The organism is Corallococcus sicarius (assembly GCF_003611735.1).
In the GTDB taxonomy this organism is placed as follows: Bacteria; Myxococcota; Myxococcia; order Myxococcales; family Myxococcaceae; genus Corallococcus; species Corallococcus sicarius.
In genome coordinates, this window is record NZ_RAWG01000300.1 from 1 (window position 1) to 12,078 (window position 12,078).

11 protein-coding genes are annotated in these 12,078 nt (G+C 70.7%); 4 read left to right on the top strand and 7 right to left on the bottom strand.

Going from position 1 to position 12,078, the window contains the following annotated elements; genetic code table 11:
* Window positions 1–296 precede the first annotated feature (296 nt).
* Both sitI6 and sitA6 read right to left on the bottom strand, forming a co-directional pair.
* Window positions 297–1,007, bottom strand: coding sequence for a SitI6 family double-CXXCG motif immunity protein (sitI6, locus tag D7X12_RS32890; protein ID WP_120629184.1), 711 nt, complete (start codon window positions 1,005–1,007; stop codon window positions 297–299).
* A 3-nt stretch (window positions 1,008–1,010) separates the two neighbouring features.
* Window positions 1,011–1,712 (bottom strand): SitA6 family polymorphic toxin lipoprotein, encoded by a 702-nt coding sequence (sitA6, locus tag D7X12_RS32895; protein WP_120629185.1) that lies wholly within the window; start codon window positions 1,710–1,712, stop codon window positions 1,011–1,013.
* Between the two features lie 119 nt (window positions 1,713–1,831).
* On the opposite strand from sitA6, the gene D7X12_RS32900 reads away from it, so the two are divergent.
* Complete coding sequence (locus tag D7X12_RS32900; protein WP_120629186.1) at window positions 1,832–3,841, top strand: hypothetical protein; 2,010 nt, start codon at window positions 1,832–1,834, stop codon at window positions 3,839–3,841.
* Between the two features lie 25 nt (window positions 3,842–3,866).
* Here the strand turns inward: D7X12_RS32900 and D7X12_RS32905 are convergent, their stop codons facing one another.
* Entirely contained in the window at window positions 3,867–5,570 is a 1,704-nt protein-coding gene (locus D7X12_RS32905) for an amidohydrolase (RefSeq protein ID WP_120629193.1), read from the bottom strand.
* Between the two features lie 105 nt (window positions 5,571–5,675).
* A complete protein-coding gene (locus tag D7X12_RS32910; protein WP_208719431.1) occupies window positions 5,676–6,449 on the bottom strand; it encodes a hypothetical protein in 774 nt (257 codons plus the stop codon).
* Window positions 6,450–6,570: 121 nt separating this feature from the next.
* Here D7X12_RS32910 and D7X12_RS32915 point away from each other — a divergent pair, with 121 nt between their 5' ends.
* Window positions 6,571–7,230, top strand: coding sequence for an HAD family hydrolase (locus D7X12_RS32915; RefSeq protein ID WP_120629187.1), 660 nt, complete (start codon window positions 6,571–6,573; stop codon window positions 7,228–7,230).
* Here the strand turns inward: D7X12_RS32915 and D7X12_RS32920 are convergent.
* Window positions 7,227–8,639 carry an NAD(P)/FAD-dependent oxidoreductase gene (locus D7X12_RS32920; protein ID WP_120629188.1) on the bottom strand — a complete coding sequence of 471 codons (1,413 nt, stop codon included), beginning with the start codon at window positions 8,637–8,639 and terminating at the stop codon, window positions 7,227–7,229. The two genes, D7X12_RS32915 and D7X12_RS32920, sit on opposite strands and share 4 nt — an antisense overlap.
* 125 nt (window positions 8,640–8,764) lie before the next feature.
* Window positions 8,765–9,538: a rhomboid family intramembrane serine protease gene (locus tag D7X12_RS32925; protein ID WP_120629189.1), complete on the bottom strand. Its 774-nt coding sequence runs from the start codon at window positions 9,536–9,538 to the stop codon at window positions 8,765–8,767.
* 247 nt (window positions 9,539–9,785) lie between these two features.
* Between D7X12_RS32925 and D7X12_RS32930 the strand changes: the two genes are divergently transcribed.
* A complete protein-coding gene (locus D7X12_RS32930; protein ID WP_120629190.1) occupies window positions 9,786–10,310 on the top strand; it encodes a hypothetical protein in 525 nt (174 codons plus the stop codon).
* 43 nt (window positions 10,311–10,353) lie between these two features.
* Here D7X12_RS32930 and rnz read toward each other — a convergent pair whose 3' ends face one another.
* Window positions 10,354–11,277, bottom strand: a complete 924-nt coding sequence (rnz, locus tag D7X12_RS32935; protein WP_120629191.1) for a ribonuclease Z — start codon at window positions 11,275–11,277, stop codon at window positions 10,354–10,356.
* Window positions 11,278–11,399: 122 nt separating this feature from the next.
* Between rnz and D7X12_RS32940 the strand changes: the two genes are divergently transcribed.
* Window positions 11,400–12,078: DUF2293 domain-containing protein (locus tag D7X12_RS32940; protein WP_120629192.1), on the top strand; the 679-nt coding region annotated here is incomplete at its 3' end.

Below are 12,078 nucleotides of genomic sequence, written 5' to 3' on the forward strand. Positions count from 1 at the left end.
GGGAGGGGGGAGCGGTGTCGGGCTGCGCGATGGCGGTGGTGCCATCCGCGGGTGGCGTGGCGCGGGGCTTCACGCTCTCACAGCCAGCGCCCGCGCCCAGGGCGAGCGCGGCGCACAGCAGGAGGGGCCGGGAGGAGGAACGGGAAGGAATGCATCGCATGCGGTGGGCCTCGGGAGGGGCGTGACGAGTGCGCCCCTTCGCAGGCCGCCTAGATACACCGGGCCCGGGGCGTGGCCAGCGTGGAGAGCGGATCCGCGTTCGGGGGCAACGTGTTGTTCTCGACAGGGGAACCCGGCTACTCGACCGGCAGCTCCCGGTAGAAGACGTCACTGGGGCCCAGCTGGCTCACGGTGTCGACGAAGCGCTCGGAGACGACGATGCGGGTCGTCTCCTCCACGCCGAAGAGGTCCAGTCCCGTGGGCACGGACTCCCCCAGCAGGCTGCGCTTGGGCGGCAGCGTGAAGCCGTGACGCCCGCAGAACGGGCAGGTGGGTTCCCGGTCGTAGATGCACGCGGGATGCAGCTTCGCCAGGGGCCGTGCTTCCAACTCGTAGAGGGGAAGTTCCTTCGTGCGACGGTTCCGCAGCTCCGCCCGGACCGGGATGATGCCTTGCAGTCCCGCGCCCTGAAGCAGGTCGCGCGCGTCCTCCCGCACGAGCACCTGCCATGACGGCCAGACAATCACAGGGCCGAAACGACCGCGTGCTGTTCCCACCAGCGGGCCGAATCCACACCCCGGCTCGATGGGAAGCTCCGGCGGAACGAACGGGCGCACCAGCGCCGCGCGCCGTGCGGACTCCTCGGGAGACTGAGGCCATCCATCCGTCAGCGAGTCGTTCTCCGGCAGGCTGGACAGGTCCACTGATGGATAGGCCAACATGCCAGCCCACGCATCGCAGCGGGGACAGGTGATGCCTGGCAGGCACCACTTGCGCATTGCGCGGTACGTCCCGCTCCACAACACGGAGTCGAGGTCGCTTGGCTCTTCCAACTCGAAGTAGCGCATCCGTCAGTCCTCCACGGGGGACGGCATGAGATCCACCTGCTGCCAGTAGGTCATTGTCAAACCGAAGAGCCCATACTTCTGGATCATCAGCGAGGCTTGATCGAAATGCGCTGTTTGCGGCGCGGTTCCGCCCCTGAACCGGATGTAGTCCCACCAGTCCTTATTCCACGGTCCGCCATTCGCTCCACGGTGGATGCGCTTGTGCAGGTCGGCATCGATGGCGATCACATACTGGTGGACGTTGATTCCCTTCTGGATGAAGTGCCCGGTGAACGCCTGCGGGAAGATGTGGTGCCGCTCCTTGGGCCGCTTCGCCCACTCCTCCATCGCCCGCTGCCGTTTCAGCTCGCTGGGCAGCTTCTCGCGCGGATGCAAGCGGAACACCATGACGGGCCGTGCGTCGCGCGGAAGCTCCTGGACGTTGCCCCAGTTGCGCCGCGGCCCGCTCCCCGGTGCCACGAACACCGGCGGCGCCAGCGCGCCCCGCGTGCGCACCACGCGGCCCGGCTCCAGGTCCTCGCACCGGAACAGCGCGCAGGCCTCTTCCGTACACAGCGGCGCGAGGCACTGGTCCTCTCCACTGTCTTCACACGCCTGTTCGGTCTCCGCCTCCGCCCAGAGGGCTTCGGGAGAAAACGACGCGACTGGCGCCGTCGAGGCACAGCCGCACCACAGGGCCACGAACAACCACGACAGCCAACGCATGAAACCCCCGGAAAGGACCAACCCCGGACCATGCCAGGGTTTCCATCCACACCCCCAGTGGAAGCCCATCCCCCGGCACTGCTAGACCTCCCTCCGGTCCCCTTCCCGGAGTCGCGCGCATGCCGTCGCCCCTGTCCATCCGCCGTGTCGTCCTCTACAAGCACGGCGTCGGCTACTTCGAGCGCCGGGGAAAGGTGACGGGCAGCGAGACCGCGCACCTGGACTTCAAGGCGCGCGACATGAACGACGTGCTCAAGTCCATGACCGTGCTGGACCTGTCCGGCGGCTCCGTCTCCGCCGTGAGCTACGACTCCACCAAGCCCCTGGAGCAGCTGCTCTCCGAAGCCACCATCCGCATCCCGGAACACGGCAGCCTCACCGCGCTGCTCGGCCAGGTGAAGGGCGCCCGCGTTCGCGCCCGCATCGGCGGCGGTCAGGTGGAGGGCGTCATCGTCGGCATGGAGTCCTTCCCCGTCGTCCAGGGCGAGGCGAGCGTCATCCGCCCCTTCCTCACGCTGCTGCTCGGCGGCGCCCTGCGCACCTTCGACGTGCTGGAGCTGAGCGAGCTGGAGTTCCTCGACGAGGCCGTGCGCAAGGACCTGGAGTTCTACCTGGCCACCGTCATGTCCTCGTACAAGAAGGACTCCAAACGGCTGTCCATCCTCACCGCCGGAGAGGGCACGCGCGAGCTGTTCGTCAGCTACGTGCTGGAGTCCCCCGTGTGGAAGACCAGCTACCGCATCCTCCTGGATGAAGCCCAGCCGCCCCTCCTCCAGGGCTGGGCGCTCGTGGACAACACCGGCGACGAGGACTGGGTGGACGTGGAGCTGTCGCTCATCGCCGGCCTCCCCGTGTCCTTCGTCCATGACCTCTACAACCCCCGCTACCAGCGCCGCCCCGTCGTGGAGGTGCGCTCGGAGGCCGGCGTCGCGCCCGTGATTCCCGAGGAGGCCCTGGCCGACGCGTCCTACGAGTCCGCAGCGGAGATGATGGACGACGGCCCCTTCGGCAGCAGCGGGGCCGCGCCCAGCGCCAGCATGATGCCCATGGCCGCCCCCGCCTCCCGCAAGAGGAGCGCCATTGGCGGCAGGGGCGGGCGCGACCTGCGCGAGACGCTGGAGCAGAGCACCGCGGTGAAGACCTTCACCAAGGAGGTGGGCGACCTCTTCGAGTACGGCGTGGACCGCCCCGTGACGGTGCACCGCAACCAGAGCGCGCTCGTCCCCATCCTCCACCGCCCCTTCGAGGGCCGCCGCGTGCTGCTCTACAACCGCGCCACGCGTGAGAAGAACCCGATGGCGTGCATCGAGTTCAAGAACACCACCGGCCTCACGCTGGAGGGCGGCCCCGTCACCGTCACCGAGGACGAGACCTACGTGGGCGAGGCGATGCTCGACACCCTCAAGCCCGACGACGTGCGCTTCGTCCCCTACGCCGTGGAGCTGTCCTGCGTCGTGTCCGTGGAGAACGACGAGGACGAGGGCCCGGTGTTCCGCGTGCACATCGACCGGGGCACCATGGTCGCCGAGTTCTTCCACCAGCGCCGCGCGAAGTACACCGTGCGCAACAAGGCGAAGCGCCCGCAGACGCTCTACGTGGAGCACCCGCGCACCGGCTGGGACCTGATGAAGGACGCGCCCACCCCCACGGAGACCACCGACGGCTTCTGGCGCTTCAAGCGCGAGCTGGCCCCGGGCGCCTCCGACACGCTCATCGTCACCGAGCGCACGAAGGGACAGCGCCAGTACCACGTCGGCCACCTGGGAGCGCAGGAGGTGGCGTTCTTCCTCGACTCGCGCTTCATCGACGAGCGCGTCGCCAAGGTGCTGCGCGCCGTGGCGGAGCTGCGCGAGAAGCTGTCCCGCATCGACCGCGACTCCTCGCGCCTGACCGAGGAGCGCAACAAGCTCTTCCAGGAGCAGGAGCGGATCCGCGCGAACATCGACTCGCTCAAGAGCGGCGCGTCGCAGCGGGAGCTGGTGGAGCGCTTCGTCACCAAGCTCAACACGCAGGAGGACCGGCTGGAGACCATCGCCAAGACGCAGGAGCGACTGGAGCAGGAGCGTGTCCAGGTGGAGCAGGACATCACCCAGAACATCCAGTCGCTCCGCTACGAGGCGGAGCTGTAGGCCCCGTCCTCGTGACGAAGGGCCGCTACTTCCCGGCCGCGGCGAACACCTCGCGGCCCGCCACCACCGTCAGGCGCACCTGCGCGGTGAGCAGGTCCGTGGCGGGCCCGTCCACCGGGTCCGCCGACAGCGCCACGAAGTCCGCGTCCTGGCCGGGCTTCAGCCGCCCGCGCTTGTCCTCCGCGAACGACGCGTAGGCCGCGCCCACCGTGAAGCCCTCCAGCGCCTCCTCGCCGCTCAGGCGCTGGTCCGGCTGCCACCCCCCCGGAGGCTGGCCGCTGGGGTCCTGCCGCGTGCGCGCCGCGTACAGCCCCGCGAGCACGTCCGGCCGCTCCACCGGGAAGTCACTGCCCAGCGCCAGCACCGCGCCCGAGGCCTTCAGCTTCTGCCACGCGTACGCGCCCTGGATGCGCTCCGGGCCCACGCGGTCCTGCGCCCAGGGCATGTCGCTGGTGGCGTGCGTGGGCTGCACGCTCGCCACGAAGCCGTTCGCGCCCAGCCGGGTGATGTCCTCCAGCCGCATCACTTGCGCGTGCTCCACGCGGTGGCGGCCGTCCTTCTTCCCCGTGGCCTCCATCTCGCGCAGCAGCGTGTCCAGCACCAGCGTGTTGGCGCGGTCGCCAATCGCATGCGTGGCCACCTGGAAGCCGCGGCCGATGAAGGCGTGCACGCGCTTCGTGTACTCCTCTGGCGTCAGCACGAGCAGGCCCTGCTGGCCGTGGTCGTCGCTGTAGGCCGTGTGCAGCGCCGCGCCCCGGCTGCCCAGCGCGCCGTCCGTGAGGAGCTTCACCGCGCGCAGCGTCAGCAGCTTCCCCTGGAAGGGGCCGTCCTTCAGGTACTGCTCGCGGTCCGCCGACTGCCCGTCCGCCATCGCGTAGATGCGCAGGGCCAGCTTGCCCTCCTTGTCCCACTGCTGGAGGAGCCGGAAGGTGCGCAGGTCCATGCCCGCGTCGTGCACGCCGGTGAGCCCCACGCGCGCGCAGTGCTCCAGCGCCGCGGTGAGCCGCGCCGCGTGCTGCGCGTCCGTGGGCGGGGGAATCACCCCGTTCATCAGGTCCATCGCGTTGTCGATGAGCACACCGCTGGGCGTGCCATCCGGGTTGCGCACGATGATGCCGCCGGAAGGATTCGGCGTGTCCTGGGTGATCTTCGCGCGCCGCAGCGCCTCACCGTTGACCCACAGCGCGTGTCCATCCACGCGGCCCAGCACCACCGGCTTGGACTGGAGGCGCTCGCCCAGGTCCTGGACCGTGGGGAAGCGCTTCTCCGTCCAGTCGTTCTGATCCCAACCCTGACCCATCAGCCAGTCACCCTGGTAGGCCGTGGGCGGTGCCTCCTCCAATCGCTTGCGGACCTCGTCCAGGGACGTGGTGCCCTCCAGCCGCACGCCCGCGAGCGCCTGGCCCAGCCCCGCCAGGTGGCCGTGCGAATCCGTGAGGCCCGGCACCACCGTCGCGTCGCCCAGGTCCACCACGCGCGCCGCGGGGCCGGCCGCCGCGAGCACCTCTTCACGGCTGCCCACCGCGAGCACCTGGCCGTCCCGCACGGCGAGCGCCTGCGCAATGGGCCGCGCGGGATCCATCGTGCGGATCCGCTTCGCCACGTACACCGTGGGTGCGCCGGAGACGGCCTGCTCCGCGGCAGTCGCTTCCGGCACCCGGCGGGAACAGCCCGCCGCGCCCACCAACAGGAGCAGTGCTCCCAAGGCCTGACCCAGACGTCTTCGCATCATGCGCGCACCCGCTCCTGACAATCCGCCCCGGGCACCGGCCCGGGGCATCGCGCGCGGCACTCTGACGCACGGGCCGTGCTCCGGCCAGTCTGGAGCCGTGACTCAGTGCCCCACGCGCAGGGTGTACGTGTAGTCGATGGGGGCCCCGAAGGGCGCCAGGGCCTTCACGTTCACCATGTGCTCGCCGGGGGCGAGCTGGAGCATCAGCCACCAGCCATCCGTCACGCCGCGCTGCTCGCCCCCGATGAGGCACGGGTCGGGGATCTTCCCCACGAGGCTGGGGTCGGCGTCGAAGGTGAAGAGGTCGCTGGTGTGGCGGTGGCGGCCCGGGTTGATGCGGCGACCGTCCAGGGTGACCACGAGGCCCTGGGTCCCGTCGTTGAAGTCGAGGGCGCCCTGCCGCAGGAAGTCCTCCAGCGTCTGGCCCGGCGCCGGTTCAAAGGACGGATCAGGACAGGGGTAGTCATTGATGATCACCCACAGGGGCAGCAGCACGGGCCGGTTCTTCGGGACGCGGCAGGTGCGCTGGAACGTGGTGTCCAGGTCATGGACAGGCACGAAGAAGACCGGGCCGTCCTGCTCCTCGCCGCAGTCCTGCTCCAGATGCAGCATGGGGCTGCGGTCCGCCGGCACGCGGAAGTGCCAGCGGTACCACTCCTTCGCCCACGCGGTGATGGGCCGGCCGAAGACGCGGGCCTGGGGCGGGAGGACCACGGCCCCTCGCGCGCCCAACGCCGCTTCGTCCTGCTCCGCATGCAGCGCGGTCGTGGACTCCGTCGATTCGCCCGGGGACGGGGACGCGTCCTGCGCGCAGCCCGTGAGCCAGCCCGCGAGACATCCGGTGACCAGCGAGACCGCGATGAGGTTGCCTCTCATTGGACGGGGCCCTGTGCGCCAGGGTGTGGCGCCTCCCCCCTCCCGGCGGGGACGACGCCGGGCAGGCGCGAACATATCGGGCGGCGGCGGACAACGCGTGCACCGGGGGCTTCCAGGGCGTATGGAACGGCGCGTGAGCACAGACGGCCCCCGCGGCATCCTCTTCGACCTCGACGGCACGCTGGTGGATTCGCTGCCGGACATCATCGCCAGCTTCCTCCACGGCTTCGCGCACCTGGGCCTGCCGGTGCCTCCCATCGCGGAGGTGCGGGCCCTCATCGGCCAGCCGCTGGACGTGATGTACACGCAGTTCGCGCCGGACCACGTGCCCCTGCTCTGCGCGACCTACCGCGAGCACTACCCGCTCAACTTCCTCAACCACTCGCGGCCCTTCCGCGGCGTGGAGCGCGTGCTGCGGACCCTGCGCGAGCGGGGGTATCTCCTGGCCGTCGCCACCACCAAGCGCAGCGACATGGCGCGGCGCTTCGTGGACGCGCTGGGGATGGGGGACCTGCTGCACCACGTGCAGGGCACGGACGGCTTCCCGCACAAGCCCGCGCCGGATGTGCTCCACCGCGCGCTCGCGGCGCTGGGCACCGGAGGGCTGTGGATGGTGGGCGACACCACGCTGGACCTGCGCGCGGGTCAGGCCGCGGGCCTGCGCACCTATGCCGTCACCTGGGGCACCCACTCCCAGGAGGAGCTGGCCCTCGCCACGCCGGACGAGCTCCAGCCCGACCTGGAGCGGCTGCTCGCCCACCTGCCATCGCTGAGCGGCTAGTGCTGTGATTGCGGCTGGAGCCCCTGCACCTGCCGCACCTGCGTGCGGCTGTTCAAGGGGAACGACGGGAGGACGATCTGATCCAACTCCCGGGGGCCGATGAGCTGCACCACGTCCTTGCGGAAGAGCAGGTCCAGCGCCCAGTCCATCGCCACGCGCACCTTGGTCTCCAGCCGGGGCAGCTTCGCCAGGTAGAGGGTGCGCCAGAGGAACCACGCGAACCTCCCGGAGAACTTCAGCCCCAGGATGCGCGCCACGCCCGCGCGCCGGCCAATGGCAGCCAACTGCCCCAGCATCCGGTAGCGGAACGCCTTGCCCGGGCGGCCCTTCAACGCCGCGCACACGTTGCGCGCCACCACCTGGCCCTGGCGCAGCGCGTGCTGCGCGGTGGGAGGGCAGGGCCTGCCCCCGTTGGTGAGGTCCGGAACCGACGCGCAGTCGCCCAGCGCCCACACGCCCGGGAAGCCGGGCACCTCCATCCGCTCGTTCACCTTGATGCGCCCGCGGTCCTTCTCACAGGGCAGCGTCGCCAGCAGCGCCGGTGGCGTGACGCCCGCGGCCCACACCACCGTCTTGGTGGGCACCAGCGTGCCGTCCGGCAGCACCACGCCGGCCTCCGTCACGTCCTGCACGCGGATGCCGGTGCGCACCTCCACGCCGTGCTCGATGAGCTTCCTGCGCGTGTACGCGCCCAGCTCCTCGCCCAATTCCGGCAGCACCTCCTTGCCGCCGTGCACCAGCATCACGCGCACGTTGGCGTGCTGGATGTTCGGGTAGAAGGGCAGGGCGCCGTGGATGAAGTCGTTGATGGCGCCCGCGGTCTCCACGCCCGCGAAGCCACCTCCCACCACCACGAAGGTGACGACGTGGTCGGGGGCGCCCATCGTCATGCGGTCCGCGTCCGCCTCCTCCAGCCGGTCGATGAGGCAATTGCGCAGCAGCAGGGCGTCACCCAGCGTCTTCATGGTCAGCGAGTGGTCGCGCGGCCCGGCCTTGCCGAAGAAGTTCGTCTCCGAGCCCATGGCCAGCACCACGGAGTCATACGCCAGCGTGTGGCTGTGGCCGTCCAGTCCGCCGTGCGCCACCGTGGCCGTCTTCGCGTGGAGGTCCAGCCCGGTGAGGTCGCCCTCCACGAAGGACAGGTGCGGCAGCAGCTTGCGCAGCGACATCACGATGGCGCTCGCGTTGAGGTCGCTCGCCGCCACCTCATGGAGCATGGGCGTGAAGAGGAAGTAGTTGTCGCGGCTGACGAGCGTCACCTCCGCGTCGTCCCGCCGCCCCAACCGCCGCTCCAGGTGCAGCGCCGCGTACATCCCCGCGAAGCCGCCGCCCAGGATGAGCACCCGCTTGCGCCGGGGCTCGTCAGGCACTGGAGCGCGGAGCCCCGCCGACTGGTTGTCCGCCTCCATGCCTGCCTCCTCGTGACGCGAAGAACATCACCCCCCAATGTCAGGGTGATGCCTCGCGTCGGCACCCCTGGCCCCGGGGCGCCTGCCCTCCCGCACGCCGGACGGAGGGGCTTCGAAGGCGCGTGTCAGGGATGGTCCGGGTGCATCCGGTGCCGCCACGTCGTGCGCCGCGACGTGTAGCGCGGGTTCTCGAAGAGTTTGACGAGCACCATGCCCGCCACGAAGCCGCCGATGTGCGCCCACACCGCCACGCCGCCGGACACCTCCGGCCGCAGCGTCATGAGCTGCGGCAGGCCGGTGATGAGCTGGAGCACGAACCACCACAGCAGCACGCCCCAGGCGGGGATGGGGAAGATGCGGAAGAAGATGAAGAAGATGAACAGCATGTTCACGCGCACGCGCGGGTAGAGCACCAGGTACGCGCCCAGCACGCCCGCGATGGCCCCCGACGCGCCCACCGTGGGCACCGGCGACGTGGGGTCCACCGCCACGTGCGCCGCCGCCGCGACGAGTCCGCACACCAGGTAGAACACGAGGAAGCGCAGCCGCCCCATGCTGTCCTCGATGTTGTTGCCGAAGACCCAGAAGAACAGCACGTTGCCCAAGAGGTGCCCCCAGCTGCCGTGCAGGAACATGGACGTGAGCGGCGTCATGCGGTTGATGGACGCGTTGTCCACGACGCACGCGATGTTGTCCCCCAGCGGCACCGCCAGCCCCAGCGGCGCGCCGCCGGTGAGCTCTCCGGGCACCAGCCCCAGGTCACAGATGCTGGAGGCCAGCGCCACCACGTTGAAGCCCGCGCCCTGGAAGAACACCCAGACGAGCGCCAGGGTCGCCAGGAGCAGGTACGTCATCACCGGGGTGCGGAGGGTCGGGTTGTCGTCGCTGATGGGGATCATGTCCGCCCACCAGCATGTCTCCCCGCCCAAGCCAGCGGACACCCCTGTTCGCGCGGATGTGCGGCGCCGGACGCACCACCCCCAGCCCGGCGTGGGCCACTCCGCGCCCCTGGAGGAGGGCGCAAGGCCCGCGAAATGATGGTTGCGCGCCGAGGGGCACTTTCGCCCCGGGCCTCCAGGGACTTGGCGGGGAGCCCCGCGCCGGGGGATGTTCGGGAGTCGTCTTCATTCCCATGGAGTCCGAAGCATGAACCCCTTGAAGTCGTCGTCCCGCGCCGCGGCGTTGCTCGTGGTTTCCGCCCTCGCCCTCGCGTTCACCGGTTGCGCTGCGCGCCGTCAGCAGCAGTTCCTGGAGGACAAGGCCCAGGTCCACGTCTACCGCAAGCCCATCGCGGAGGTGTGGCCGGATGCCCTCTCCCTGCTGAAGGACAAGGGCTTCTCCGTGATGAAGGGCCAGGAGGGCTTCGAGGCGCAGACGGAGTGGCTCCAGACGAGCGCCCCGTCCTCCCTGGGCACCTCCTTCGCGCGCTACCTGGTGCGCGGCTACGAGCGCGGCCCCGGCCAGAGCGCCGTGGAGTACCGGCGCCAGGAGCGCTCCGAGTCCCGCTCCGCCGACAACACCGACGGCCGCACCAATGACCCGATGGAGACCTCGCCCAAGGCGAACAGCTCCCAGATGGTCCGTGACTCGGCGCTGGAGTGGGAGCTGCTCCAGAAGGTGGACCCCGACGCCGCCACCGCCCTCAAGGCCGAAGCGACCAAGGCCGGCTGAGCATCACCTCACCGCGCGTGAGCGCCGCTTGCGCGACCCCACGTCAGTCGCGCAGCGGCAGCTCCACGGTGAGGCCGTCGAAGGCCACCTCCACCGGCCCCTTGAAGGCCTCACGCGCCTGCGTGAGCAGCTTGCCGGGGTCGGTGTCGTGGCGGCTGGACAGGTGGGTGAGGATGAGCCGCCGCGCGCCCGCGGACTGCGCCACCTGACCCGCCTCCCGCGCGGTGGAGTGCCGCGTCTCCACCGCGCGCTCCTGCTCGTCGTCGGAGAAGGTGGACTCGTGCACCAGCAGGTCCGCGTCCTTCGACGCCTGCACCAGCGAGGCGCACGGCCGCGTGTCACCGGAAATCACCAGCCGCCGCCCCGAGCGCGACTCGCCCAGCACGTCCTCCGGCTTCACCACGCGCCCGTCCGGCAGCGTCACCGCTTCGCCCTTCTGCAGCTTCCCGAAGGCCGGCCCCTCCGGCACGCCCAGCTCCCGCGCCTTCTCCAGATGGAAGCGCCCCGGGCGGCCGTCCTCCGCCAGCACGTACCCCAGCGCGTTGATGCGGTGGTCCACGCCCACCGCGTGCACCGCGTAGCCGCCGCGGCGCACCACGTCCCCGTCCTTCAGTTCGTGGATCTCCACCGGGAAGGCATGGGACTCCAGCCCCAGGTGCACGGCCTGGTGCAAGAGCCGGCGCGCCGGGGGCGGACCGTACAGGTGCATGGGGGCGGTGCGGCCCATCATCCCCAGCGTGCGCAGGAAGCCGATGATCCCCAGGTAGTGGTCGGCGTGGAAGTGCGTGAAGAACGCCGCGTCCACGGTGAAGCCCGTGCCGAAGCGCACCATCTGACGCTGGCTGCCCTCGCCGCAGTCGAACAGGAGGAGATCCGCGTCCGCCTTCACGGCCAGGCCGGACAGCCCACGATGCAGCGTGGGCTGCGCGGCGGAGGTGCCGAGGAAGGTGAGCCTGAGAAGGGACATGCCAGCGCTTCCCACGAGGGGGCCTCCGCGCACGCGCCGAAGTCAAACCCGGCGCGCACCCGGGGGCATTTACCAGGGTGCGAAGGGTCGTGCTATGCAGCCGGCCCCCTTCGGAAGCCCCCATGCCTGATTCCTTGACGGTCGGCCCCACGGCCGACCCCCGCCGCGTGCGCGCCCAGGACGGCCGCGTCCTCACCGTCCCCGACGGCTGGTCCCTCCTCCCCCCCGGCGACGCCGGACTCACCCGCCGGGTGAAGGCCGCCGGCCCCACCTGGACCGTCGTGGAGAAGGTGGGCCGCAAGCTCTTCTCCCGGGGCGTCTGGGCGCCAGAGGCCCACATCGTCCACGCCCGCGCCGTGCTGGACTCGGAGCGCGCCACCCCCGCCTACGCGAAGAAGCTGGCCCAGGGCCGCGAGCGCCGCGCCCGCGAGCAGGAGGAGTACGAGGTCGACTTCGCCAACGCCGTGCTGCGCTTCCTCGCCTTCAGTCCAGCCTGGCTGCCTCACGCCAAGCGCATGGCCGTCCTCGTCGCCGGCCACGCCACCCCCGTGGGCAGCGGCACCGTGGCCCGCACGGAGCGCATCCCCATTGAAAGGCGCGCCGAGGCCGCCGTCATCGCCTGGATGCGCCACCAGACCACCGGCTACGACGACATGCGCATCCAGCGCGTGAAGGGCGCCCGCCGCGAGGTGCGCCGGGAGCTGGCGGACGTGTCCCGCGCCATCCTCGACCTGCACCGCCGCGACGCCCCCCACGCCCCCCCCCCGTGTCCGCTCTTCACCGCGCTGTCTCTTTTACACA

Coding starts and splice junctions, on each gene's coding strand:
- D7X12_RS32925 (WP_120629189.1), bottom strand. CDS start 9,538: ATGATCCCCATCAGCGACGACAACCCGACCCTCCGCACCCCGGTGATG.
- D7X12_RS32920 (WP_120629188.1), bottom strand. CDS start 8,639: ATGGAGGCGGACAACCAGTCGGCGGGGCTCCGCGCTCCAGTGCCTGAC.
- D7X12_RS32930 (WP_120629190.1), top strand. CDS start 9,786: ATGAACCCCTTGAAGTCGTCGTCCCGCGCCGCGGCGTTGCTCGTGGTT.
- D7X12_RS32900 (WP_120629186.1), top strand. CDS start 1,832: ATGCCGTCGCCCCTGTCCATCCGCCGTGTCGTCCTCTACAAGCACGGC.
- rnz (WP_120629191.1), bottom strand. CDS start 11,277: ATGTCCCTTCTCAGGCTCACCTTCCTCGGCACCTCCGCCGCGCAGCCC.
- sitI6 (WP_120629184.1), bottom strand. CDS start 1,007: ATGCGCTACTTCGAGTTGGAAGAGCCAAGCGACCTCGACTCCGTGTTG.
- D7X12_RS32910 (WP_208719431.1), bottom strand. CDS start 6,449: ATGAGAGGCAACCTCATCGCGGTCTCGCTGGTCACCGGATGTCTCGCG.
- D7X12_RS32905 (WP_120629193.1), bottom strand. CDS start 5,570: ATGCGAAGACGTCTGGGTCAGGCCTTGGGAGCACTGCTCCTGTTGGTG.
- sitA6 (WP_120629185.1), bottom strand. CDS start 1,712: ATGCGTTGGCTGTCGTGGTTGTTCGTGGCCCTGTGGTGCGGCTGTGCC.
- D7X12_RS32915 (WP_120629187.1), top strand. CDS start 6,571: ATGGAACGGCGCGTGAGCACAGACGGCCCCCGCGGCATCCTCTTCGAC.